General features: G+C 50.1%; 22 protein-coding genes. 7 read left to right on the forward strand and 15 right to left on the reverse strand.

Annotated features, from left to right (window positions below; all coding sequences use genetic code 11):
• Positions 1-68 precede the first annotated feature (68 nt).
• Genes C1714_RS11200 through C1714_RS11250 form a run of 11 tightly spaced genes read right to left on the reverse strand, consistent with a single transcriptional unit; the run spans position 69 to position 13,897 of the window.
• Positions 69-2,516, reverse strand: a complete 2,448-nt coding sequence (locus tag C1714_RS11200; RefSeq protein ID WP_102343336.1) for an LCP family glycopolymer transferase — start codon at positions 2,514-2,516, stop codon at positions 69-71.
• Positions 2,517-2,518: 2 nt separating this feature from the next.
• Complete coding sequence (locus tag C1714_RS11205) at positions 2,519-3,322, reverse strand: hypothetical protein (protein ID WP_102343337.1); 804 nt, start codon at positions 3,320-3,322, stop codon at positions 2,519-2,521.
• 12 nt (positions 3,323-3,334) lie between these two features.
• The gene (locus C1714_RS11210) at positions 3,335-4,258 is read right to left on the reverse strand and encodes a glycosyltransferase family 2 protein (protein WP_102343338.1); all 924 of its coding nucleotides are present in this window, start codon (positions 4,256-4,258) and stop codon (positions 3,335-3,337) included.
• 60 nt (positions 4,259-4,318) lie between these two features.
• Entirely contained in the window at positions 4,319-5,293 is a 975-nt protein-coding gene (locus C1714_RS11215; RefSeq protein ID WP_102343339.1) for a glycosyltransferase family 2 protein, read from the reverse strand.
• Positions 5,281-6,864, reverse strand: a complete 1,584-nt coding sequence (locus tag C1714_RS11220) for an O-antigen ligase family protein (RefSeq protein WP_102343340.1) — start codon at positions 6,862-6,864, stop codon at positions 5,281-5,283. The genes C1714_RS11215 and C1714_RS11220 overlap by 13 nt, the downstream gene beginning before the upstream one ends.
• A gap of 12 nt (positions 6,865-6,876) precedes the next feature.
• Positions 6,877-8,040, reverse strand: coding sequence for a glycosyltransferase (locus C1714_RS11225; RefSeq protein WP_102343341.1), 1,164 nt, complete (start codon positions 8,038-8,040; stop codon positions 6,877-6,879).
• Positions 8,030-9,001 (reverse strand): glycosyltransferase family 2 protein, encoded by a 972-nt coding sequence (locus tag C1714_RS11230; protein ID WP_102343342.1) that lies wholly within the window; start codon positions 8,999-9,001, stop codon positions 8,030-8,032. The genes C1714_RS11225 and C1714_RS11230 overlap by 11 nt, the downstream gene beginning before the upstream one ends.
• A gap of 10 nt (positions 9,002-9,011) precedes the next feature.
• Positions 9,012-10,466 carry a hypothetical protein gene (locus C1714_RS11235; protein WP_102343343.1) on the reverse strand — a complete coding sequence of 485 codons (1,455 nt, stop codon included), beginning with the start codon at positions 10,464-10,466 and terminating at the stop codon, positions 9,012-9,014.
• 1 nt (position 10,467) lies between these two features.
• The gene (locus tag C1714_RS11240) at positions 10,468-11,841 is read right to left on the reverse strand and encodes an MBOAT family O-acyltransferase (protein WP_102343344.1); all 1,374 of its coding nucleotides are present in this window, start codon (positions 11,839-11,841) and stop codon (positions 10,468-10,470) included.
• The gene (locus C1714_RS11245; protein ID WP_102343345.1) at positions 11,838-12,395 is read right to left on the reverse strand and encodes a haloacid dehalogenase-like hydrolase; all 558 of its coding nucleotides are present in this window, start codon (positions 12,393-12,395) and stop codon (positions 11,838-11,840) included. The genes C1714_RS11240 and C1714_RS11245 overlap by 4 nt, the downstream gene beginning before the upstream one ends.
• 2 nt (positions 12,396-12,397) lie before the next feature.
• The gene (locus C1714_RS11250; protein ID WP_102343346.1) at positions 12,398-13,897 is read right to left on the reverse strand and encodes a DUF6056 family protein; all 1,500 of its coding nucleotides are present in this window, start codon (positions 13,895-13,897) and stop codon (positions 12,398-12,400) included.
• A gap of 70 nt (positions 13,898-13,967) precedes the next feature.
• Between C1714_RS11250 and C1714_RS11255 the strand changes: the two genes are divergently transcribed.
• On the forward strand, positions 13,968-16,247 hold the full coding sequence (locus C1714_RS11255; protein ID WP_167850040.1) for a YfhO family protein: 2,280 nt from the start codon (positions 13,968-13,970) through the stop codon (positions 16,245-16,247).
• 293 nt (positions 16,248-16,540) lie between these two features.
• Here the strand turns inward: C1714_RS11255 and C1714_RS14600 are convergent, their stop codons facing one another.
• The 3 genes from C1714_RS14600 to tnpB all read right to left on the reverse strand — a co-directional run bounded on the left by C1714_RS14600 (position 16,541) and on the right by tnpB (position 18,641).
• Positions 16,541-16,939, reverse strand: coding sequence for an IS66 family transposase (locus C1714_RS14600; protein ID WP_102343348.1), 399 nt, complete (start codon positions 16,937-16,939; stop codon positions 16,541-16,543).
• The gene (gene tnpC, locus C1714_RS11265) at positions 16,923-18,041 is read right to left on the reverse strand and encodes an IS66 family transposase (RefSeq protein ID WP_102343349.1); all 1,119 of its coding nucleotides are present in this window, start codon (positions 18,039-18,041) and stop codon (positions 16,923-16,925) included. Before tnpC ends, C1714_RS14600 begins: the two co-directional genes overlap by 17 nt.
• Before the next feature lie 327 nt (positions 18,042-18,368).
• Positions 18,369-18,641 (reverse strand): IS66 family insertion sequence element accessory protein TnpB, encoded by a 273-nt coding sequence (gene tnpB, locus C1714_RS14710; protein ID WP_135567956.1) that lies wholly within the window; start codon positions 18,639-18,641, stop codon positions 18,369-18,371.
• A gap of 109 nt (positions 18,642-18,750) precedes the next feature.
• Here tnpB and C1714_RS11275 point away from each other — a divergent pair, with 109 nt between their 5' ends.
• From C1714_RS11275 to C1714_RS14115, 5 genes are all read left to right on the forward strand, one after another.
• Positions 18,751-19,881, forward strand: a complete 1,131-nt coding sequence (locus tag C1714_RS11275; RefSeq protein WP_102342366.1) for an IS110 family RNA-guided transposase — start codon at positions 18,751-18,753, stop codon at positions 19,879-19,881.
• A gap of 954 nt (positions 19,882-20,835) precedes the next feature.
• Positions 20,836-21,309 (forward strand): DUF6431 domain-containing protein, encoded by a 474-nt coding sequence (locus tag C1714_RS11285; protein ID WP_102342704.1) that lies wholly within the window; start codon positions 20,836-20,838, stop codon positions 21,307-21,309.
• A 34-nt stretch (positions 21,310-21,343) separates the two neighbouring features.
• Positions 21,344-22,759 (forward strand): ISL3 family transposase, encoded by a 1,416-nt coding sequence (locus C1714_RS11290; protein WP_167849870.1) that lies wholly within the window; start codon positions 21,344-21,346, stop codon positions 22,757-22,759.
• The gene (locus C1714_RS11295) at positions 22,756-23,055 is read left to right on the forward strand and encodes a hypothetical protein (RefSeq protein ID WP_102343350.1); all 300 of its coding nucleotides are present in this window, start codon (positions 22,756-22,758) and stop codon (positions 23,053-23,055) included. The genes C1714_RS11290 and C1714_RS11295 overlap by 4 nt, the downstream gene beginning before the upstream one ends.
• 412 nt (positions 23,056-23,467) lie before the next feature.
• Complete coding sequence (locus C1714_RS14115) at positions 23,468-23,614, forward strand: hypothetical protein (RefSeq protein ID WP_167850042.1); 147 nt, start codon at positions 23,468-23,470, stop codon at positions 23,612-23,614.
• A 119-nt stretch (positions 23,615-23,733) separates the two neighbouring features.
• On the opposite strand, the gene tnpA is transcribed toward C1714_RS14115, so the two are convergent.
• The gene (gene tnpA / locus C1714_RS11300) at positions 23,734-24,060 is read right to left on the reverse strand and encodes an IS66 family insertion sequence element accessory protein TnpA (protein WP_102343351.1); all 327 of its coding nucleotides are present in this window, start codon (positions 24,058-24,060) and stop codon (positions 23,734-23,736) included.
• Between the two features lie 117 nt (positions 24,061-24,177).
• Here tnpA and C1714_RS14715 point away from each other — a divergent pair, with 117 nt between their 5' ends.
• The gene (locus C1714_RS14715; protein ID WP_425349065.1) at positions 24,178-24,477 is read left to right on the forward strand and encodes a helix-turn-helix domain-containing protein; all 300 of its coding nucleotides are present in this window, start codon (positions 24,178-24,180) and stop codon (positions 24,475-24,477) included.
• The last annotated feature ends 62 nt before the right edge of the window (positions 24,478-24,539 follow it).

Below are 24,539 nucleotides of genomic sequence, written 5' to 3' on the forward strand. Positions count from 1 at the left end.
CAAGCAAAATTAAAAGAAAAAGAGCCTTTACAGAAGAAATATTTCTTCCATAAAAGCTCTGATTCATATCAACCGTTTTGCGGTTCGCCACCAGTTCCGTCACCACCAGAATTATTGGTATCCCCGTTATTCGCGGTTTCACTGTTACTCTTAGCCTGGGAATCCCCCGTAGGCTGAGATTCTGTGGGCGGGGATTGAGAAGGCTGAGATTCTGAGGGTTGAGATTGTGAAGGCTGAGATTCTGAGGGCTGGGATTGCGAAGGCTGAGATTCTGAGGGTTGAGATTGCGAAGGCTGAGATTCTGAGGGCTGGGATTGCGAAGGCTGAGATTCTGAGGGCTGGGATTGCGAAGGCTGAGATTCTGAGGGCTGCGAAGCGGGTGGATCGGAAGGTGCAGAATACGTTACCGTATTTGACAAGCCCGTATCACTGTTGGTGTAGCCATCGCCATGAGCTGTGACCGCAACCGCATAGTTGGCCGATGCAGAAACCGTAAAGGTCGTCGATGTACCGGAGACCTCCTGGTTCTGTCCACCGCAGGAAACAGAGTATCCCGTCGCATGTTCAACACTGCTCCAGCTGGCGGTGATTGTTGCGCCATTGATCGAGATACTGACGCTTGGTGTTGCCAGTTTCTGTCCCGTCGGTTCAGCTGTAGCGGCCGAGGCATTTGCCACCGTGACATTGATCGCGGAGATCGAATCAATCGAAGTCCCCTCCGCAACATCCTGTGCCAGAATGGTGCCGGCGGCTACGCTTGTGTCTTCCTGGTACGTCACATAGACCGGAATATTGAAGCTGTCTGCCCATGCCTGCAGCGTCGTCAGTGAGCGGCCAACATAATTGCCGATCGTTGTCGGAGCCTCTGGCTGCACAACCGTCTCGTTATAGATTTCGCCCGAGATGGTTGGCTTCGAGAAGTCCCAGTTCACCGAATCCTGCACACTGCTCATCGGCGTAATCGTTGACTTCATATCGATATTGCGCTCAATCGCCTTCCGTGTATCCGCAATGGAACCATCCCACAAGCGATAGATATACAACGCACTCTGGGTCGCATCATTCCAAAGCGACGAACTGTAGCCCGTCACCCGCGAACCCTGAATATCAAACACATTCTCCGGATGGTCCTGATCATAGAAACGGTTCACCTTCTGCAGCGCATAGGACATGAAGCTCGTCATCTGATTCACCGTCAGGTTCGTCTGAATGTTGTTGCCGGCAGCGTCCAGAACCTTCAGGAACGTATTGATATCCCGCGTACGCAGAATTGTACGCACAATCGCCTGAATCACTTCCTGCTGATGCGCCTGACGCGCAAAGTCACCTGTCGCAAACAAATGCCGCTCACGTGCAAAAGCAAGCGCCTGCTCACCATTTAGAAGAACATCCTTGCCTGCCGGCACCCATACCGTATAGGAACCGCGCTCACTCGAAGCATTCTGGCCAACAAATTCCGCCGGCGAATCCACCACAATGCCTCCCAGCGCATCAACCACATCCACAACACCCTGGAAGTTTGTATCCACGTAATAATCAATATCCACACCGATCAGATTCTCAATCGTCTGAATCGTACAGTCAATGGATACCGCATGCGCCGCATTCAGCTTGCTCGAACCACCGTTATAACAGCTGATCGGAACATAGGAGTCACGCGCCAGCGACGTCATCGTCACCTTCATCGAAATCGGATTCACCGAGCAAAGAATCATCGTATCGCTCAATCCATCCGCATTTCCTACCAGCAACACCGTAAACGGCTCCTTCGTAATGTCCTTGTCGGATCCCGAAACATTCGTCACCGTCACCGTATCTGAGTAATCACCGATCGATTTCGTTCCCGCAAGGAAATCCGAGATGCCGCTCTCATTGGCAAACATCGTCCCGTAGTTGGAAGGCAGAATGGCCGCATCAATCTCGCCGCCGAATAATCCCAGCAGAAGGCTGCTGTAATCCTGATACTCCTTATAGGACACCGTCGCTCCGCTGGCATCAATGTTGGTCTTGCCAATGTCCGCCACACTCGTTCCTGTCGCAAAGCCGACCGTCTTGCCATCCAGCGCATTGACCGAGGAAACCGGCTCAGCCGAAGCATCCGCACTATAAACAACCACCGATGCATTGACCGAGGATGTTGTTGTCGTCGACGTAATCTTATTTACATTACGGTTAATGCGGGCCACCGCATACGTGCCATAGCCACCGATTACACCCAAAGCGCCAACCAGAACCAGCGAAATAATGTAGAAGTTACGCTGATGTTTCAAGATGGCACGACTAACAATAAAATTCATCACCCCGATCAGCACCAGAACAATGATATTGACCAGAATGAACTTTCCCTTCGAGAAGGAAGAGAACTGCGTCACATTGAACATCACAAAGATCACAAGCGCCGTCGCCGCAGCTGAGGCAATCGCAAGCGCCGTATTCAGCTTCGCACGCTTTGCGGGCGTCATGGCCTGTGGCTTTGAGGACCCGGATGACTTTTTATCTTTTTTCACCGTACTCATCTTCAGCCCTCACTCTCCGCACTTGCCGAAGCACTGGAACCGTTTGCCGCTTCCCATGCCCGTACCGAATCCATGTCGTAGAACTCGACGATTTCAAAGCGCCCATCATGATTCACAACCTGAAAGCGCATCTCATTTACAAAGTTGCTCGAAGGCACCGAGGAACCCATCGTGTAGGTCCATGACACCTGCACCTGATAGCATGGATAGCTGGTCTGCGGATCCATGGTCGCAACCAGGAAATCATCCGTCTGGAACGTCGCCACATCCGTATTGATCGAAGCTACGGCCGGCAGATTTTCACGCCCGTATTGCGAAATGTACAGATCAAGATCCTTATAGTAGTTGTAGCGTGACCAGTCTTCCATCGCCCCCGTCTTATCCGAGAACCAGTACTGCAGACCGCCGACTTCATAGTTGCCGTCCTTGTTCGACCACGTAAAATAATCACTCACAAAGTTATAGACCACCGCTTCCGCAATTTCTGCATCACTGCCGCCGGAAAGCGCATCGGTCAGTTTCTGGAAACATTCCTTCTCAAAGTCCGTCGGATTGTTCCCGATTTCATACTGATCATTCTTCATCGAGCGCTGCGTATCCACGGTCAGCGACGTTTCACTTCCGCTGCCCGTCGTCGTCCGCGCCACAAGAATCACATTGACCAGAAGCGCAACGGCCGCTGCCGCAGTCACGACCAGAAGAATACGAACCAGAAGACGATTGCGCTTCTTTTCCTTCCGTCGCTGCGGATCTATTTTCTTTTTGGGTTTTACTGACGTAACACCCGACTGTCCCTGCTGAGTCATTCTTCACCTCCATCAGTCCCGATACTCGTGCTTTACGATGTATGACGGCCGCTGGCGAACCTCATCGTATGTCTTCGCAAGGTACTCCCCAATGATACCTGCCGCAAGAAGAATAATTCCCCCCAGAAACAAAACAACGGAAATCAAAACCACCGACGACGACACACTGCCGACGATGCTCAGAATCAAAAGCACAATCAGCTCAATGCCCATCACCGCGCTCAATACGCCGCCAACCCAGGCAGCCGCCCGCAGCGGCGCATCCGTATACTCAATGATCCCGTCCAGCGCATAGCGGAACAGCTTCCAGAACGACCACTTCGACTCACCGGCCGCCCGTTCCACGTTCTCATATTCAAGATACTCACTCTTGAAGCCGACCCAGACAAACAGCCCCTTCGAAAAACGGTTGCGCTCCTTCAGAGAAAGAATCGCATCCACCACGGGCCGCTTCATCAGACGGAAATCACGCGCACCGTCCACAATCTCAACTTCCGTATACCTGTTGATCAGCTTATAGAACTTCCGCGCAAACCACGAACGCACCGGAGGCTCCCCTTTACGGTCCACCCGCCGCGTACCGACGATGTCATCGCCGTTTTTCTCCATCGTCTCCAGCATCTTCGGCAGCAGGCTCGGTGGATCCTGCAGATCCACGTCCATCACCGTCACAAGATCGCCTTTGCTTGCCCGAAGACCGGCAAGCAATCCGGCCTCCTTGCCGAAATTGCGGCTGAAATCAATGACCCGCACCGTATCCCGGTGCGCCTCATACAGCTTCAGCATCTCCTGCAGCGTACCGTCTCGGGAACCGTCATTGACAAAGATCAGCTCATAGGACAGCGGAAGCGTCTTTAATACATCCACCGCCGCTGTATAAAAAAGAGGAACACTTTTCTCCTCGTTATAGCAAGGCACAACGACACTCAATAACATCGAACAACCTCCAGCACGCTCAAAATTATAAAACAACTATGCACAGGAACACAAACCGCCCTATACATTGTCCCTTCCAAAATAATGAAAGAACCATGTCAGAAACCCGAGATTCCACCCGTGAACCATCGAAAAATAACGGTTCTTCAGGCCCCCGAGCGACTTCAGATACGGGTTTTTATGCCAGTTTGGAAACTCCCGGTTCAGCAGATCCCACCCGAGCCGTACTGTCGCCTTGCGATCGGACGCATCGTCAATCTTGCACGAGCGCAGGAAACTGTTGCCCAGAAAGGCTTTGATCGTAATGTATTCCAGCCCGTCCCGGTACGCATCATAGGTTCCGTGCTGCCGATACCAGGCCAGGATCCGCTCAAATACGTCGATCATGTTCTTGACCTGTTCATTGTTGTTGTGCGTAATACTGCCCGTATGCTGAAGGTAATGCACATACGGACGATCCACAAAGCCAAGACGCTCCACAAACATCGTCAGGCAATAGAGAAAATAGTTGTCCTCATAGCGATCGCCCCTGGGAAAACGGACGCCGCTTTTTCTTACAAATTCCGTATCGTAGAGCTTGTTCCAAAGCACCGCAAACAGGGACACCATCATGTCCTGCCCCGCCCCGTACGGCCCTTCCTTCTGTACCCGCTCCGCATCCGGCCGCGTCCAGTAAAAATCCGACACAACGACCTGCAGATGTTCCCCGGTCATCTTCGCATAGAGATCTGCGACCATTTCCGGCTCCGCAATATCATCACTGTCGAGAAAGCCGAAGTACGGCGTATTCACATGATCCAGTCCAAAGTTGCGGGCCTCGGCGATCCCTTCATTCTTCTTCGTAAAAAGAACCAGATCCATCTCCGGATGACTCTTCTGATATGCCAGAAGCACATCCCCCGTACGATCCGTGCTGCCGTCATTGATCGCCATGACCGTCAGGTCCTGGAAGGTCTGCATACGCAGACTTTCCAGAGTCTTTTCAACCGTCCCTTCGCAATTGAAGCATGGGACAACCATGGTTACCTGTGACATTTCTTCGCCTCCGCAATATGGTTCAGCAGAATTGCCGTCAACAATGCCGCAAACACCGTCGTCACAAACTGATCCAACATATGTCCGGAGAGATACGCCGAACCCATACCGGCACCCAGCGATACGGCAAGAATCACATTCTCCAGCGTCAGCATTTCCCGGTGATACTTCAAAAACATCACCACGCCATACAGGACCAGCGCCACCCACGGCCCCAGCAAAAGCAGTTCACCGGCATACCCCAGCAGATATACCTGCATCACAAAGTCACGCTCCAGAACGATGGAGCCGGCATTGAAGGTACTGTAGCCCATGCCGAGAATCTTTTCCGCCGAAGTCAGATTCTGATATTTGTACTTCGTGAAGATCGTCTCGATCTGACGGCCGTTGACACGGTCATAGACATCCATGTTCATGACATCGACCCAGAACTTCGGATCGTGCTGGTAGCTGTAGTACTTCGTATAGTACTGGCTCGGAACCGACTGGATATAGCGGCCATTGATGCCGTACGCCTCAAACATGAACACGTAGAAATTGATATATTCCGGCGTACCCGGAATCAGGTCCTTCGCCTCTTCCATGCGGGCAAGGCTCTCGGCCGCAATGCCGTTGTGCAGCAGCGCCGTATCATTCACCGCATCGACGTGCTGGTTCTCTACGGCCGGCGTCCTTGGCAGAAGCAGAGCGAACACTGCAAGCGCCGCAAGACATCCAATCACAACGTTCCCTGCCATCTTTGCCTTATGAGCGAAAAGATGATCCAGCGCATAAAGCACCAGGAACAGGCCAGGAACAACGACGGCGCCATACGTCGCCACCCGCGTTGCCAGCATCTGCATTGCAAAGCTCTGCACCACGATCAGGATAAAGATGTTCCGCTTCTCCTTCTTCGTTTCGGAAATGGAGAAGAAGTAGTACAGCAGCGGCAGAATCATGAACAGCAGAATGCCGATCGTATTGCCCTCATTGAAGAAGAACTTCGAAGCCAGGGTCCGCGGATGATACCACTGATAGATATCGTCAAACCACGTAAAGATATTGCCTACCGTATTTCCATAGTACGTACTGACACCGAACACATAGAGATCGCCAAGCACAATCGGAACCGAAATAATGCCGCTCTCAAAGAGCACCATGTTCTTCAGCTCCTTCATCGAGAAGTGCTCATGATAGATCGCGTAGATGAACACAACCGGCGCCAGCAGCGTCAGGCAGTATGTCAGCTCTCCCCAGCGGCTGTACTGAAAGTTATCTGTAAAGTCGAGCCGCTCTACCAGCCCCGCCGCCTGCTTGTCATGGAGATAAAAATAGACGGCAAAAAGAACGGCATAGATACCGGCCAGGATGCCGGTCCGCTTTTTGTTTTTGTCGTGGATAAAATAGGCCGCAATGATCAGCACCGGCAGAATCACAAAGCGCATCACGGTCGAAGGACGCGGAAGCCCGTACTGATTCAGCCAGTCATACACCAGATAATCCAGGTCAATCAGCGGCTGAATCGTAATCAGGATCAGGATCAGCCGATGAAGCCATGTCTCCTGTGTCGTAAATGTTTTTTCCTTATCCATTCCGTCACCATCCTAGAGCACATCCATGAACTGCTGCAGCACCTCATCGTTGGGATACGTATATCCCGCCAGTGCCTTCTTCATTTCTTTCAACCGGTCCGGATTGCTCAGAGCCTCAATCAGCCCGTTGTTCAGCCCTTCCTGACTGTTCTCCACAACCCAGCCCTCATCCGGCTTTGTAATCTGTTCCCGCGCACCCGACACATCCGTCGAAAGCACCGGCGTACCGACGATCAGCGATTCGCTGATCACGGTCGCAAACCCTTCGTAGAGACTTGGCAGAACAAACAGATCCGCCTTCCTCATCGCACCGTAGGGATTGGCCATATAGCCAAGAAAGACGACGTTGTCCATCTTCAAATCGGAAACGATCTTTCGAAGCTTTCCTTCCTCTTCGCCACCGCCCACAAGATATAGCGTATGCGCATAGCCGGCTTTGGTGGCCTCGTGGCTTGCATACAGCAAACGGTCCACCGCCTTCTGGGGATGAAAGCGGACCACCGAAATCAGATTCGGCGAAGAGGAATCCTGAATGGCTTTCCCATCCGGATCCTCAGCCAGCTTCCGCTCAATGGAAGCCGTATCCATCAGATTGTGGATCGTCACGCTGTTGCGCACCTTGAACACGGTGTTATAGGCGATCATCGCCTGCGTACTGTCCGCAATGTTCAGATCAATGCTGCGGAGGGCCTGCTTCACCAGAGGCATATGGTTTCTGGAATAGTTGCACACACTGTAGTCGGTCAAAACCCAGTTGATCTTCCGCCTGCTGTCGCCGCTTGCGGTAAAGATGGTACAGAAGCCTTCCTTCGCCGCCACTTCGACATCGTACTGCTTCGTCAGGATCTTTTTTCTTTCGCGGCGGATCTTGGGGATAATGAGCCGCGTCTTCATATAGAACAATAGACGCAGTTTCTTGAACAGCTCCTTCCAGTCTCTTGAGGCCCAGATCATGTCCAGCGACTCATCAACCGGCGTAAAAAAAGGTGTCCCTTCCAGCACATGTACCCCCTGGGGCACCTCTTCCAGCAGCATTCCACGCTTATGAAGAATCAGAAGATCAATCTCGTAGCGATCCTTCGGCAGCGCCGCCATCAGCGTATTTAAAACGCGGGCAACACCGCCCATCCGCATCTCATCGTTAACGAATAATATGGTCCTCTTCTCATTTTCCATAAAGCTTTAAAACCCGTTCGTATTTCCCCTTCGCAAGTTCCTTCCAGATCAGCTTCTTCTTGAAGCCGGCGTTGACATAATACGGATCCCGGCGATAGTCCGGATACACCTCCTTCAGACGCTTCATATTTTCTTCCAGCATCGCCAGCTGTGTCTTGCGATCGTCGCCATCCTTGATCTTGAGGGTAATCGCATCCAGCGCATGAATGATGTAAAGATGATTCAGCTCCTCGAGAATCTCCGCCTCATTGCCATGATCCTCCACATACTTCTTCACGCGGCCGATCGCATCATAAATATCAAAAAGCCCGTCGTTCAGCGTGTGGCGGATACTGCCCGAACGCTGCCGGTAATAATACAGCGGCTCATTGACCTTGGCCACACTTTCCGCCTTGTAGATAATGGCAGGCATCGTTGCCAGATCCTCATACAGCTTCCCGTCCGGAAACGGAAGATCCTCAAAGAGAGACTTCCGGCAGAGCTTGTTGCAGGCACTGTTATTGATCAATACCAGCTTCGGATAGACACGGGCACTGGTATGGCTGAAGGATCCGCCCGAAGAATCTTCCACATGTCCATCCTCATAGTGATATTCAAGATCACATACCGAAACGTCATAGTCCCCGCTCTCAAACGGCTTCTCCAGCTTCTCAAGAAATCCGGGTGCCACCGTATCGTCCCCATCGACACAGGCGATTAACTCACCCGTCGAAGCCGCAATGCCCGTATTGCGCGCATGGGCAAGGCCGCCGTTTTCTTCATGAATCACATGGATCCGGCTGTCCTTTTCGGCATATTCATCCAGAATCTTTCCGCTGCCATCCGTACTTCCATCATCGACAGCGACAATCTCAAAGCCGGACAGGGTCTGTGCCAGCAGACTATCCAGGCACTCTTTGACATAGAGTTCAACATTGTACACAGGTACAATGACACTGACCTTCTTCATCGCTTCACTCATTCTTCATCCTCTAATCCGCATAGCTGCAGTTCCAGCCATCGCAGCCGTTTTTCCAGAACCAGCGGCTCACATAGTCGATGCCGATGGCATTGGTCCAGGACAGATCGTCGCCCCCGAACACCAGTTGCATCTCGCCATTGGAATTAACTGCCGCACCATCCAACAGAATAGCATCTTCCGAAAAAGATAGCGAATGCCCGTTGAGCTCCATGTCAAACGGCTCATCGCTTTCCCTGACCAGTTGTCCATTCTGTACCACCGCATAATAACCGGTGCGATAGTCGTTGACAAAGTCCTTGGTAAAGCCGATCGCATTCAGGGCCGCCGCCTCATCTTCCGGTAGTCCATGACGCCGGTTGGCGCCAAAGCGCAGCAGCACCGTACATGGAAAGTACTTCGCATCATCCAGCAGCGTATAGACGTTGATATTGGTCTCATTCATCAGACTCCAGGCATTGGTCCGGTTCATCTGATACACAAGACCATCATAGACCGCATTGTACGCCGACGCCTTTACAATGTTATTGTCCAGCGCAAATTTGGCATAGTCACGGGTCACGATATCGGCTCCCCAGCTGTTGTTGTGGGCCGTATCTCCGTTCATATCGAGGAACCAGTGATTTTCAGAGTCCGCGATCTCATCGATGAAAGAGATTCCCTTCTGATCGAGATACTTCCATACCGCCGCCTTTTTATTGGTACTGTCCTGATCCATCAGAAACGGAGCGCAGGTAAATACCGGCACAGCACCGTTGGAGCGGCAGAGCGTAATGATATCATCGATTTCCTTCTTCTCCCGGCTGCTCAGCTCAACATTCTCTGTCACATCCAGAATTGCCAGCGGCGTATAGATGAGGTTCGTCGGCTCCATGCGTACATAGCCGAGTTCCCCGTTGATATCCGTCGATGGCTCTGCATTTTTTTCAATGGACTTGAGATCGAGAAGATCCATATCCCGCCAGCGGTCATGATTCATATACAGATCAAACCGGTACATGAGACGGGTCGTTTCATCGAGCTTTACGGCCCCTTTGAGCATCTCGTCCCGGTTGGCATCGGATAACATGTCGCCGGCAATATAGTAAACCTCGTTGGCGTAGCAGTTGGAGCTCTGCGGCAGAAGTGTATAGATATCGATGTAGACAAGCTTCGGCGACTGGTGTTCGAACGCTTCCTTAATGATCCAGTAACTTGCATCAAAGGGCTGACACACGCTGGCAAACACATAGGAATAGGCACCGGTCATTGCATAATAGACGCCCGGATTGAACGCATACTGCATATGCGAAGAGCCAACCGCAAGCACCTGTACCGTATCTGCCGGCAGATTGCGGAACGCGTCTCCCTGCGTATTGCGGTTGACACGGAAATACGGCGTCAGAAAGCACCAGCAGCTCACAAAGAGAGATGCCGCCAGCACCACATTCAACAGGAGATGGAGGATGTTCAAAATGACTTTCTTCATTCTAGAACCTCTCATAGACAAAGTCTGCCGGATGAACGCCGGGGCCGTAGTTTCCAAACACGATCGCAGCCGCAATCATTACCGCATACACCGCCCAGCGCAATACAATGTTCCACCGCATGAACTTTTCACTCATCTCAAAGAAATACCGCAGAACATCGGTCACAACAATGACGGCAATCAGTGCAAGACAGACAATTCCCTGCGCCGCACTGAGACCTGCCGCCTCAAAGGAAACCGCAAAGCCAGCGCCGTCAAATACCGTAGCCATCCGTGAAAACACATCGAGCGCCGAAGAAAAGAAGAATACCCAGAGCGCAAGAACCAGACCGTCGTTGATCACGATGCCGAGAAGCTTTCCAATAACGAGAACTGCCTTCGGCGCCTTCTGAAACAGCCAGGCGATCAGATTATCTATGACGCAGACGATGCCGCAGCCAAGCCCCCAGATCACAAACATCAGCGTATTGCCATGCCAGATTCCCGACACAAGGAATACGATCAGAATGTTCAGCTGCTTGCGAAGGAAGCCCTTCCGGCTGCCGCCGAGAGGAATATAGACGTAATCGCGCAGCCAGCTGCCAAGCGAAATGTGCCAGCGGCGCCAGAACTCGTTCATCGACGAAGAAAGATAGGGTGCACGGAAATTGGCATCCAGCCGGAATCCCAGCAGACGCGCCGTACCGATCGCGATGCTGGAGTAGGCATCAAAGTCCGAATAGAGATAAAGCCCGTACAGAACGACGCCGAACACCGTATTCCAGCCGCTCAGGGAAGGATCCAGAAACGCCGCATAATACTGGGCAAGCGTCCCGGAAATCACAAACTTCTCAAAGGCGCCGAAAAGAACCAGTGCAGCGCCCCGCATCGTATCACGGTACTCAAATACAAACGGCTGCGAAAGCGAATCGAAAAACGGCTGTGCCCGATGGATCGGACCTGCAGTAAATACCGGAAAAAAACAGAGATAGTCAAAGAGATAAACAGGATTGGCATGAAACTCCGCCTTCTTACCGATGTGATCCGCAAGATAGGACAGCGCCTTGAAGGTATAGAACGATATTCCCAATGGCATCAGGAATCCGACCGACGGCAGATAGTACTTGTAAAGCGCCAGTACCACAATCGCAAAGCCGATCCCGATGCCGTCAAACACCTTCCGCTTCTTTGTCTTTTCTGCAATCAGCGAACAAAGATAAACAACACCCGTCAGGATCAGTACATAAGCCCAGTCCTGTACCCTTGCCCGTAGAAGATAGAGAAAGACAGCGTTGCATGCCGCGATGAGATACGGCCGCGTACGCTTTGAAAAGACCCACGAAAACACCGAGGATCCAAGGATCAGTTCAAGATAAGGAAGCGAAAGAAGGTTCATGACCACGGATTCCTTTCATCGCCATGCACAAGATACGCATGTGCCGCAAGCCCTGCCAGCGGCGCATCCGAACGGGAGTCGCTGTAAAAGGAATCAATCGGCGCATCGCCATAGACTTCGCGATAGCGCCTGACCTTTTCTTCGCCATGGCAGTTGAGGCCGCTGTATTTTCCGTTCCCTGGATCAACGACCGAAGCCATGACATGATGAATGCCGATCTTGTCACAGAAGCTTTTGATCAGAAACTCAGGCGAAGCGGAGATGACAACGTCATCCTCCTTCTGCTGCTCGAGATACCACTTCTTAACATGATCGAGATGCGATGACGTATATTCATCCACAAAGCGGTCCATATCCCTGATGAAGACAAACATATGATAAAGATTCTGCTTGAATGTCAGCTTTTTCATCAGATGCAGGCCGTAAAGCAATCCGCACACAGCGGTGCGCGGAAGACTCAGCAGCGTCAGCGGCCGGTGGCCATAGGCATACAGCACCATTCCAAACGTGCTGTCGCCGCGGTAGATCGTATTGTCCCAGTCATATACATTCATCGCTAGTTCTCCGCAATTGATTGAGCTGAATAATCCTTGAGGTAATAGAAATGCAGGGTCGCATCCGGATTGAGACCGTAATAGGTCTTGAACGCCTCGTCATGGACCGTGTCCCCGTCCACAACATCGGCAGAATGAATCGAATCCTTCGGGAAGCCGAGAATCCATGCATCGCTCACGTCCGGATTGGCCGCGTAGTAAGTCAACTGTCCCTGCCGCTTCGTATTGATCATACCAACGGTGTGATAAAGCTGCAGATACTGAGCTCCTTCGACCGCACTCAAACAAAGCATCACCGCCAGCACAGCAGTATTCCCGCGCCGCGGGATCTCAATGCTGGAAAACAGGACCAGAATCAGCAGAATCCACAGATACACCGAATACAAGGAACTTCGGCTGTCAAAAATCGGCGACAGCAGCATCACAAGATCCGCTCCCAGGGCACAGAGAATCAAAAAGATGCAGCGATCAGAGAACGGTGCATCCTGCCGACGGAAATAAACCAGAAGAACAAGCCCATAGAGTACGCCAAGAAAATCCAGCAGGCCAAGATTCAGAATCATGCAGATCAGAAACGGAAGCGCAAGCGGAATGGAGCGAAGCCAGGAACCGGTCCTTTTTCCCCTCAACAAAACCACCAAAGCAGCCAGCAGAAACATGACCCGCATGATGACACTGTTATTGGAAAACGTGTGTTCAAGAAAATTCGGCCAGTTCACGGCAATCTTTTCACCGATTGAATAGGACGCAAATTCCGCATTCTCCGCCATCCGGGCATGGGCACCGGGTGACATCAGAATGATGAAGGCACCGATGACTGCAAAGACAAACGGAACAATGACCGCACGCCCAAGCCTTTGATCCTTTTTCATGACACTGTACAGCAGCAGTAAGAGATCCGCTCCAGCCATCAGGGCAGCGGCATTTTCCATGTACAGCGTGACCATCAGATTCAGCAGACACATCGCCGCATAGATCCAGCGACGGGATGACTGGGAATCCTTTGAAAGATAACGCCGCAGCAGAACAAGATCCATCAGAAACAGAAACAGCGGAACGACATAGGTCGTCCCCATCATCCAGGTATACGTCTGCATCCGCAGTCCTGCCGGCACCGAGAAAACCAGTGCAATCGCAAGAGCGGCGGATGCGGGAGGCAGGAAAGTGATTTCCGACTCTTTCGCATCCTCATTTCCCGTTGCAAGAACGAGGAGAAGAATCAGGATTCCGGTAAACAGAAGCGGATTAAGAATGTTCCACAGCCATTTGTGAGGCGCCACCGTAAAACCCCAGAATTCGCTTAAGATCCGGCCGGACCAGGAATGATACTGCTTGATGGTTAACAGAAACGGGTTGTTGCCGTTTCCGGAATTGGCATAAACCCAGTCGTCGCCAGCCACCGGTGTCCAGCGGGAAATCAGGACAAACACAAGAAAAAAAAGGAAGACAGCAATCCGGTCAGGAAATGGAGCGATGGATTTCCCTTTTGTTGTAGTACGCATGGCTTCATTATACCGTTTCCCGCCGTAAGCCGCTCAGGGAAAAGAACGGGGTTTTGCTATAATGGTGCAGATGAAAAAAGCGAAAAATCTTGGCGCCCTATGGGTGGCGTTATTCGTGACCGGCATCTGCGCCGTGATCATTGTTCCTTATCTGGAAACCGGTACGGCATTTATTCTTGGCTGGGATATGCGTACCATCTATTCGAGCAACTTCGAAAATCTCAGAACGATGCTCACTGCCTGGAAGGAAAACGGGACGATGCCCTTCTGGAGCTGGGTCAGCTTCCTTGGCAACGACTTCTATTCGAGCAAACTGTTCTACTTCAATGATTTCTGGGAATATATCTTTGCCTTTACGGATCTTCCCTATACGGATGCGATCATCTGGATGACGTATTTCCGTTTCCTGGTGACGGGGTTAAGCTTTTATGCCTATGCCCGCTATAACCGCTACAGTGAGCGTACGAGCATTCTCAGTTCCCTGTTATGGACGTTCAGCGCCTATCTTCTGCAGATTATGCGCGATCCGTTCTTCGCCAGTTTCATTTCCTTTCTGCCGCTGTATTTCCTGTCCGTTGACCGTTACATCGAGGAAGGAAAACACGGCTTCTTCATCTTCATGGTCTTCTTCATGTATTTCAACAGCTACTACCTCTTCTACATGACGTCGCTGTTTACGATTCTCTACTTCCTGTGGCGCTATGACCGGAAGAACGGGACATTGAAAGGCTCCATCCCTTCGGCACTGAAACTGATCGGCTACTACATCGTAGGCTTCATGATTTCGGGCATCATCGTTGTTCCGGAAGTTCTGAACATTCTGAACAATTCCAGAGTCGGCGAACGGTCGATGGTGTGGCTCTATACGAGCATCGTCCCCTATCTGGAATATCTGAGCGGTATCTTTACGCCCGTATCGATGCTGGCCTACCGGGGCACAGAAATATCGAATCTGTATCTGTGGAATACGCCGAATCATCAGATCATGGCCAACTATGTGTGGGCCGGATCTGCGACTGCCCTCCTTCTGCCGCAGTGCTTTACAAGGAAGAACTACCGGAAGATGAACGGCGTCATTGTGATTTCTTCGGCTTTGATCTCTTTGATTCCGATCTTCAGTTCCGTGATGCACGGCTTCTCGGAGCCAAGCTTCCGCTGGACTGCCAACCTTACCTTCCTGCTGGTGGCGATGATTCTGCCGCTGCTGGAGGATAAGGAAAAAATCAGCAAACAGCTGCTGAAGATTACGACCGTCGCTTTACCTGTTCTTCTTCTGGTTACGCCTTTGCTGTTTGCAAAGATCCTGAATGTGTCCTTCTTGGATATCCAGAGCGATTACCGTCTCGTTGTGATCGAGGCAATCCTGATGCTGGTCATCGGCATCTTCCTGATCAATGCCAGAAAGGCCATGGTATTTACGGTCAGTGCAGCGGAGCTTTGCTTCGTGTCGTATTACACCTACTTCGGCAACCCGACACAGTCCGCGATGAAAAAGACGGATGCGGACCGCATGACGAATGTCCTTGGAACCAAGGATGAATTCAACAACTGGATTCTGACGCTGGACGGCAAAAACTACAGCAGCTTCTATCGCATCTACGTCAATCCGCAGGATGTGTACTGGGGGCTCGGCACCAACTACAACATGGATGAAAACATCCGCGGCCTGATGATCTATGACAGTACCTACCTTGCCAGCATGAATGATCTGATCACGCTGGATCCGGACCATGTCATTGATTATCTGCCCTGGACGTTCGATATTGAAAATCCCGATATCATGACTCTGGTTTCGACGAAATACGCCGTTACCGGTCCGGACACTCCGTGTCCCTTCCAAAACGGTATCCTGCGGGCAACGTACGCCGCATCCTGGAACATCTACGAAAATCTTGATTACATCAATCTTGGAAAGACCTATACCGGCATCATGACCTATGATGATTACTCCAGCGATGAGTCCTCCGTGGTTACACAGAAAGTCATCTGCCATGCCGAAGATGAAGAGGAAATCAGGGCACTGCTGGGAAGCGAAGAAGTGCAGTTCACCGACGTCTCGGCAGAAGGCAATGACGTTTATGCCTCTATCACAACTTCGGAGGCAGGCTTCGCTGTTCTCTCTGTCCCCTATGATCAGGGATGGCGTGTGTATGTCAATGGCGCAGAGGTAAAAACCTACAAAGTCAATGGCGGTATGACCGGCATCGCTGTTCAGGCAGGAGAAAATGACATCCGCATGGAATTCATTCCCACCGGCCTGAAGGAAGGAAAATACATTTCTCTTGCCGGGATCGCCGCCCTGCTTGTAGTGATCGCCATGGATCTGCACAGGCGTAAAGCGGCGAAATAATCTGCAATCAGGAAACTTCCAGCTCCTGTGAAACACACAAAGGATCAAATAGCGTTATCTCATCTCTTCAGATAGCAAACAGTTGCCTGTCATCACATCACCTGCTTTGTTCATGGACATACTAGCAACTTAGTGAACTTAGGCTATCAACTTTAATAAGGCGATAGCCTTCGTCCTGCATCATTCTTCGAATTGTGTTAAGCGCTCAATAATCCGTACCTTTAAAGTGGGCCAATGATCTGGCACAGTTATCTCAGTCCATCAGGAAGGACTGGGAGGCGTTCCATGTGATGTTACTTTTTAAGAGAATCCGAGATCTTCGATGACCAAGGTAAAAGTTCATCTGGGATTGTTGTGATTCCTTCATTTGCTCTTTGAGCTATTGTCTCCAGCAGCCATGTCAGGTAAGGGTATGTCTTCAGGTTGTTTGCTTTTGCTGTTTCGACGATGCTGTAAATAATAGCGCTGGCCTCTGCGCCTTTCGGTGTATCGATCAGGACCCAGTTCTTTCTCCCGATCGTAAATGGATGAATGGCGATTTCTGCCGCATTATTATCCAGCAGCACGGTTGGATCATCCGGGAATGCTCGCAGGTACCTTTCCTGATTCAGGGCATAGGTAAAAGCCTCCCCCGATGGCGGAGGATGAGTCAACCAGATTACGTTTGCTGCGAATCTATTGGAAAAAGTCATCTACCAGCGGTTGAATGATCTCCTGCCTCTTCTGCAGATGTTCATCGGCCGGCAAATTTTCCAGCCGATACTCTTCATGGTAGATCTTTTGAATTTTCTTGACTGCCTTGTCAGCCAGAGTCCCTTTGTACTTCTTCTCGTCGGCTTTCAGGATCGTAGAGAACTTTCTCTTGCAATGGCCCCAGCAGCCGGCCACCCTGAATTTGCCTGGATGTTCCCGCTCTAACTGATGGTAGGCTCCATATCCGTCGCAAACCAGCGTCCCAGTGTATTCCTTCAGGAATTCCTCCGGATTCTGGTGGCCCCGGGTAGGACAGTATTCATAAAGGATTGCTTTCCCTCCCGCTGCTTTGGCGTCGGTTCGATACACCCACATATAGGATTTGGAGCCTGCCGGGCGCCCGTCACGGATCACTTCAAAAGGCGTTTCATCAGCGTGAAGAAGCGATTGCTTCATCATTTCCTGCTTGAGGGCATCGTAATAGTAGCGCAGATAGAGATCCGCGGACTGTATCATCCAGTTTGCCATCACGCCCCGGCTGATATTTACATCGTTCTGTCTATAAGCTGCTTCCAGACGATACAGCGGAATGGCATTGACATACTTTGCATTCATTATGCCGGCAACCAGCGATGGCGTCGCAATACTCTTCGAAAACAGTTGAAGCGGTTTCGGCGCTCTCACAATGGTCTGATTATCGTTTTTTGCATATACAGCGATATGGTAAGTGACCGCTTCAAAAGAAGCCGGATGATGCTCCAGCTGACAGACAATCTCATCCGGAAGACGTTTCCATTTGCCCTCGCCGTATTTCTCATTAAGTTCTTCTTCACTGAGCGTGATGTATTCTTCCCGGTGATTTGTGATCTTCTTCCAATCCTCTTTTTTCTTTCCTGCGACTTTTTTCTTTCTGGGTGCAGCCTCTTCCAGCTGAGGCTCTTCTTCCTTCTCTTCTGCCAGAACTTCTGCTTCGTTCAACCCCAGGTCTAACTGCAGTTGAAGCGGAGAAACAGCCGCTTCACTTTTCCGGCCATAAACACGCTGGTTCATGATTGCGATCTGCTCTTCAGCAATCGTCAGCTTCCGATTAACTCCTGACATGATTCATTCAGGCTCATTATGATCTGCACCAGTGTCGAAACCGGCATTGTTATCAGCTTGTCTTCACTCAGCTCTGTATCAACCATGCCATCGGTATACATGATATTAATGCGATGCGCAACGGTCCGAAATTGTTGTGGAGAACTCTTTGCGGATGATGGACTCGAAAGACGACCGTTTCCATACTTCAGGCCGTCTGTTTTGCGCCATTTCAGACCATCGGAAGAGCTGAATGTATCAGGCTGACATTTTTAATGTATCCGTCTGTTCAGGGCTTATTTCCGCTCTGCGGCGGCAGTTTCTGTTCTGCATTTTGTGGAAAAATTTTTATCCGGCATACCTGGCGGCAGATGGATGAATCGTCGATTCTATTGCGAATCCCGTCACCAGCCGTCTGTACTGGTCCGCATTCATTTGCCGCATCTCCACCTCGGATCGCGGCCACTGGTATCTTCCATTTGCCAGCCGTTTATAGATAAGAAGGAATCCGTCGCCTTCCCACAGCAGACCTTTGATGCGATCTTTTCTTCTTCCACAGAAGAGGAACAGCGTACCTTCATCAAAAGGATCAAGATGATAAATGCCCTGTATTAAGACAATATGTAATGGCCTCCCTCAACTTGTAGCACCGAGGATCATCCCAATATACTTATGTTGGTCTACAAAGCAGAGGGAAGTTGCACTCATACAAGAAAGGAAGGCCATTACAATGACAGTATACAACGTAGGAATCGACGCACACACCACCAATTTCACACTGGCTACCTGGGGGAAGGATGATCTCCGGGCCACTAACGTTAACACTTATTCCCCATCCGTTGAAAGCATCATCAAATACTGCAATGCGATCACTAAACAGCATGGGGATGATGCCAAAATCATTGTTGGATATGAAGCCGGATGCCTGGGATTCCAACTCTACAGGCAGCTGAAGGATCGTGGGATCGAGTGTGTAGTCATGGCTCCTTCAACAATTGTAGGTACCGAGGTCAATCGCCGCAGGAAAGTAAAGACGGATAAGCGTGACGCCATTGCGATCGCTGAGAGCCTTAAGAACAATCAATACAAAGCAGTATACGTTCCTGATGAAGAGGATGAAGCCGTCCGTGATTTCATCCGCATGAGAACAGATCACAAACAGGCATTGAAGAGAATCAAGCAGCAGATCTGTGCCCTCTGCCACAGGCATGGATATCACTATACGGAAGGCAGAAATTACTGGACGCAGAAACATCTGAATTGGCTGAATTCGCTGCCGCTCACAGGCGTGCTGAAGGAGACGCTGGATGAATATCTGCTGTCTTATGAGCACGCTGTAGAAAAGCTTACCCAGCTGGATGCGAGGATCGTCGAAATTGCAGAAACAGATAAGTACCGCGAGAAAGTACATAAGCTCATCTGCTTCAAAGGGATCAAAGAAATCACGGCACTGGCGCTGATCGTTGAGATTGGAGACTTCAGCAGATTCATTAAAGCAAAGGGATTTGCGTCATTCCTTGGACTGGTTTCCGGCCGGCTGGACAGTGGCGATCACAACACTGCTCTTCCGATCACCAGGCAGGGAAATACCTTTCTGCGGCGGCTTCTGGTCGAAGCGTCGCAATCATTCTCAAGGGCACGGCAAAGCAAATCCGCAGCACTGAAGAAACGCCAGGAAGGATGTGAAGAAGCCGTGATTGCCTACGCAGATAAAGCCAACGAGCGGCTGAGAAAGAGATATTACAAGCTTGTCCTCACCAATAAGAAATCTCACAATAAGGCAGTCACTGCGGTAGCGCGGGAACTTGCGTGTTTTATCTGGGGAATGATGACCGGGAACATTCACACAGCACTCGCATGATTACCTGCCTGCATGGATAAGGATTTGAGAAGCACAGTATATTGATTTCAGGAACAGGAAATAACCAGATACAGACGGGCATCGAGGGTATCGGGAAAGAGCCGCCGGAGCAACTGGACGGTTCAGCTATCTGCGATCTAACTTTTACGGCACAGATACTCCTTGTGAACCACGATTTAAGACAGCAGAGCTGGCGGCGAAACCATTGGCCTGTGGGGTGGGATGAGCAGCTGATCCCTGATACACGTATAACAGAATGGCTAAGTACCGCGAACTGTTACATTCGGAGCTCTTTCCCCGTGCCCTTGATCCGGTTGATTATCACTCCAGCCGCAAAAGAAGAATTAACAGAAGAGGATCGTTGATGATCAAGCATACCAACAGAAGTTTTTTCAGAGCACCTTAATTTATCACTTGACATCGGCCATTACATAACAGTTAGACAGCCCGTCAACGCCGTAACGAAGATCTGTATAGCCGCAGGCGATATAAATCATCCTGAACTCTGAGGGATCCTTAAACACGACCAAGTGTCCTCATCAGCTTGATCAACATCTGATCTGAAATATCATTGCTCAATTCTATGTTAGAGCCGGGCGGAATTGACCATTTTGGGCCGGGTGAAAATAGCCAAAAAACGGTCGCATAAAAACGACCATTGTATCAATAGAAATATCGACTATCTAAAAATAGATGGGGTCTCGGGGTGCCTCTAAGAAATCCTGGGGTTGACTATCCGGGAGAAGAAAAACAGCTCCAAACTTACATGGGGAGGCACTCAGGCCTTCTCTTTTTCGTATTTGCCGATTATTATGCGGTAAGACATCAACAGAAAGGAAAAGGTTCAGAGTCAAGCTTCCCAGCAACCTCTGAACCCACAACCAAAACCATGGTTAGTGTAACACATTCACAATACAAAATTGTTAAACATCCTAATCATCCGGGCGATTTTTGATGGAATGCAGCGATCCTGTTTTGGATCCTGAAACAGGCCTGTCAATGAATCACTGTGGAACAGCCAGAAGATGCGTTAAAACGCCAGAAGGTTCTTACTGGATCTGGATCCCTGTCGTCGTCTCTTCCAACGGACGACATCACCGTGTCCTCCCTGATTTCCTTGTCCCTTACAAGCACTACTCGGTGCAGACCATCGAATCGGCTCTGGACAATGATCTGGATCTTGATCGTTATTCGCTTCCTTCCGATTCTTCCGTTTACCGTTGGAACAAATGGCTCGATAAGCTCATTGTGCAGCTCCGGATTTTCCTGAAGCTGGTTGATCCGCCTGATTCGCTGCTTCAACAGCTTCGTGTTCTATTCCGGCGTGATGTCCGCCGGGCTCCGGAATATGATTCTTCCAGTGGCTGGGTGGCCGGAATCAATCTCTGCCTGAATGGGCCAAATGACTTTGACTTGGGCCTTTCCTGATCTTCCCCTATGCTGGGCTCAAAGGAGAAGATCTATGTCCGAACAATCTGATAAACAGGCCATTCTTGAATTCTTTAACCTCGATACAGGCAGTGTGGAGAATGTCATCTTCCATAATGACAATGGCAGTGCGTCTGTCCATGTTTTACTGCGGCCGGATCATCCGCCTTGTCCCGATTGCGGCTGTACCCTGCCAAGGGTTAAGGACTACATTGACAAGAAGATAAGCCACGGCGTCTTTACTGATCGTGAGTGCACCATCTTCTATCATGCCCGCAGGTACATCTGTCCTGTCTGTCATCGAACGTACTATGAGAACAATCCATTCTGTTTCAGGAAGCAGCACATCTCCGCCCTCACGGTTGAAAACATTCTGAACGATTTGAAGATTCAGACCGAGACCTTCGCTTCCGTCGCTAAGCGGTATCACATCTCTCCCACAACCGCTGCCTCCGTCTTCGATGCCCACGTAAAGGAGGCGCGAAGACCTCTGCCCACATTGATGTGCTGGGATGAGAACTACGCATTTTATCATCCGGGAGAGAACTCAAAATATGTGTTCGTTATTCTCGACTTTGAGTCACAGGAGCCGGTGGATATCCTGCCAAGCAGAAGAAAAGATTATCTGCTCAGCTACTTTCTCAAAATCCCAGTGGAAGAGCGAAAGCGCGTCAAAATGATTGCCACGGACATGTATAGTGAATACCGCGCCATCATACGTCAGCTGTTCCCTAAGGCCTATCATTCCGTTGACCATTATCATGTCAGCCAGGAGCTCTCCAGAAAGGCTGACAGCGTCCGGATCAGAGTAATGAAGCAGACTCCAAAATATATTGAAGGCACAAAAACACAAACCAACGAGTATTATCTGCTGAAGACATTCAACTGGATGATATTCAAGCGGCTGGACGCCAGAGACAAAGATGGTAAAAAGCTGTTCGATCCCGGCCATCCAAGGAAAATGAACCGCAAGCTGAACCGGTTCCTCAATTATTACGAAATTAAAGCCATGATCGAAGCCGTTCATCCCGATTTGAAAAAGGCATGGGACCTCAAGGATGACGTTGTGGACTTCTATGACAACTGCACTTACGATACTGCTCCCCAGGAGCTGAACAAACTGATTCAGTCCTTCGCAGCCAGTGGTATTCCGGAAATGAAAGAGTTCTCCCGCACCCTGATCAGCTGGAGAGAGGAGATTATCAACTCCTTCATTGTCGTAAAGCAGCGTCATACAGTCGATAAGGACACAGGCCAGGTGGTAGTGTCCGACATAAAACTGAATAACGGATTGATGGAGAACCGGAACTCAATCATCAAGACGATCAAGAAAGCAGCCAACGGATATACCAACTGGGACAGGTTCCGCAGCCGCTGCCTCTATGTGCTCAGAAAGAGCTCCAAGCCAATGTTGAATCCTGTCATTCCGCCAAAGAAGGTTAAGCAATGACTTCAACCAGCTTTCAGCCCCTGAGTCCCGAACAGGCATGGATCACTGCAGAAGGAGCCCGTTTGTATGGCAAAGAAGCAGAACAATATCTGCAGGCCAGCATTCGTTCCATGAACCGAATATGCCGCTCAGCACAGCGATTAATGCGCGGCATTGAATGTGAGCTGAAGCAGCGTAACCAAACGAGCAGTATGACTCTGTATGCCATGAACACAGACGAGATGCTTGCCCGCATCGCCATCTGTTGCGAGATGTTTCTGGACGAATACGAAGAACTTCAGGAGACGCAGCCTTAACGGGCCCGTCTCCTTTTCGTTTCCATAAGAAAAACCGCCTGTTTTACCAGACGGCTTCATGGCGGATAAACCTTTTTGGGGTGCCCCGAGACCCCAGGTTATTTCACTTCGATTTCGAGGCCTCCCCAGAAAAATTTAGATCGCCGAAATATCTTAAGTCTTTTTATCTTCGTTGCTGCTATCAGGAGATTGCCCGGCTTCTACTGCATATTACGCCTTAATGGCTTGCCCTTATCGGCAGTACCGGCACAGATCTTTCGGATAAGTGGCATGTGGTTTTTGCAATTACGGTATACCGTTTTTATTGTGCCTATGATGGTTGCGCAGTTTTTGAATGGAGAATTCTCATGCAGAACTACACAACGATTATTGGCGTCATTCTTATGAGGGAGAAACTCTCTTCCTGCGATGAATGCAGCGCAGCTATCAGATCGGCTCCAGTACATGTCAGCTGATCATGAAGCACTTCAAATCTATTGGCCTGTCTTCTCAGGATCTTCAAAAGATGGATGAGCAGAAGGTTGTCGATGCCTTCTACCTTCCGGATCAATGGCCTTGAAAGTCCATAACATTGGTCCAAGAATGCCCGGAATATTCAATTGAGGAAATAACAATTAGATTGGCTCTTTCTTTCCGACTGATTTTGGTCAATTCCTCCCGACGCTGGAGTGGTCACTTTCACCCGGCCCTAACATCTACCCGCAGACTTCCTTTCACAACCGTAGCAGCACAGTGGGACTCAGAGATAACAGAGACAGGTTTCATCTCAGAGAACTGCGGAATAACCCGACCAGCAGTATGAACGACTGGGACATTTTCGCATACCATATTTGCAGAAGCTGTTTGCGCAACACGATCCGAAAGCTTCTTCCACCAATGATAAAAGGTCTTCTCATTGATTCCGTTTTCCTGGCACCAGCCGCGCACGGACATACCGCTCGATAACTGGTTCCGGATGCGTTCCAGCCATGCCTGTGCACGTAACTCACTCGCTGTCATAATCATAGACTTATTCTCCGTTTCTAAAGGTTCTTTAGATACTGAGAAAAGTATGACTGATGCCTGTATGAATTTATAGGTACGGATTATTCAGCGCTTACTGTCGTCCTGATAAAGCAGTATCTGGATGAGCACTATCCAGAAAAAATCACCTTAAATAACCTTGCTGAAAAATTTATCATCAATAAATATTATCTGACTCGTTTATTTCGTAACCGGTACGACACAACAATCATCGAATACCTGTCTGCAGTCCGTATCAATGAAGCAAAGCGCCTTCTTCGTTTCTCGGATCTGACTATCGAAGATGTCGGGAAAAAAGTTGGAATAACGGATTCCAATTACATGAGCCGAATGTTTTCAAAAATTGAAGGTGTTTCACCAGCCCAATACCGGAAAGCATGGAAAGGAAGAGACGAATAGCGTATTCGTATTAATAATGTTATCTGTTTCGAATACGCTCAGCATTTGTGCATACATGGATG

It is taken from the genome of Galactobacillus timonensis (assembly GCF_900240265.1).
In the GTDB taxonomy this organism is placed as follows: domain Bacteria; phylum Bacillota_I; class Bacilli_A; order Erysipelotrichales; family Erysipelotrichaceae; genus Bulleidia; species Bulleidia timonensis.

Excerpts from the sequence above, each read along its gene's own strand:
- C1714_RS11220 (WP_102343340.1), bottom strand. The coding sequence starts at position 6,864 with ATGGATAAGGAAAAAACATTTACGACACAGGAGACATGGCTTCATCGG.
- C1714_RS11255 (WP_167850040.1), top strand. The coding sequence starts at position 13,968 with ATGAAAAAAGCGAAAAATCTTGGCGCCCTATGGGTGGCGTTATTCGTG.
- C1714_RS11240 (WP_102343344.1), bottom strand. The coding sequence starts at position 11,841 with ATGAACCTTCTTTCGCTTCCTTATCTTGAACTGATCCTTGGATCCTCG.
- C1714_RS11295 (WP_102343350.1), top strand. The coding sequence starts at position 22,756 with ATGACTTCAACCAGCTTTCAGCCCCTGAGTCCCGAACAGGCATGGATC.
- C1714_RS11210 (WP_102343338.1), bottom strand. The coding sequence starts at position 4,258 with ATGTTATTGAGTGTCGTTGTGCCTTGCTATAACGAGGAGAAAAGTGTT.
- C1714_RS11285 (WP_102342704.1), top strand. The coding sequence starts at position 20,836 with ATGGAATGCAGCGATCCTGTTTTGGATCCTGAAACAGGCCTGTCAATG.
- C1714_RS14115 (WP_167850042.1), top strand. The coding sequence starts at position 23,468 with ATGCAGCGCAGCTATCAGATCGGCTCCAGTACATGTCAGCTGATCATG.
- C1714_RS11245 (WP_102343345.1), bottom strand. The coding sequence starts at position 12,395 with ATGAATGTATATGACTGGGACAATACGATCTACCGCGGCGACAGCACG.
- C1714_RS11200 (WP_102343336.1), bottom strand. The coding sequence starts at position 2,516 with ATGAGTACGGTGAAAAAAGATAAAAAGTCATCCGGGTCCTCAAAGCCA.
- tnpA (WP_102343351.1), bottom strand. The coding sequence starts at position 24,060 with ATGATTATGACAGCGAGTGAGTTACGTGCACAGGCATGGCTGGAACGC.
- C1714_RS11205 (WP_102343337.1), bottom strand. The coding sequence starts at position 3,322 with ATGACTCAGCAGGGACAGTCGGGTGTTACGTCAGTAAAACCCAAAAAG.
- C1714_RS11215 (WP_102343339.1), bottom strand. The coding sequence starts at position 5,293 with ATGTCACAGGTAACCATGGTTGTCCCATGCTTCAATTGCGAAGGGACG.
- tnpC (WP_102343349.1), bottom strand. The coding sequence starts at position 18,041 with ATGTCAGGAGTTAATCGGAAGCTGACGATTGCTGAAGAGCAGATCGCA.
- C1714_RS11230 (WP_102343342.1), bottom strand. The coding sequence starts at position 9,001 with ATGAGTGAAGCGATGAAGAAGGTCAGTGTCATTGTACCTGTGTACAAT.
- C1714_RS11275 (WP_102342366.1), top strand. The coding sequence starts at position 18,751 with ATGACAGTATACAACGTAGGAATCGACGCACACACCACCAATTTCACA.
- C1714_RS11250 (WP_102343346.1), bottom strand. The coding sequence starts at position 13,897 with ATGCGTACTACAACAAAAGGGAAATCCATCGCTCCATTTCCTGACCGG.
- C1714_RS11290 (WP_167849870.1), top strand. The coding sequence starts at position 21,344 with ATGTCCGAACAATCTGATAAACAGGCCATTCTTGAATTCTTTAACCTC.
- C1714_RS11235 (WP_102343343.1), bottom strand. The coding sequence starts at position 10,466 with ATGAAGAAAGTCATTTTGAACATCCTCCATCTCCTGTTGAATGTGGTG.
- C1714_RS11225 (WP_102343341.1), bottom strand. The coding sequence starts at position 8,040 with ATGGAAAATGAGAAGAGGACCATATTATTCGTTAACGATGAGATGCGG.
- C1714_RS14600 (WP_102343348.1), bottom strand. The coding sequence starts at position 16,939 with ATGACTTTTTCCAATAGATTCGCAGCAAACGTAATCTGGTTGACTCAT.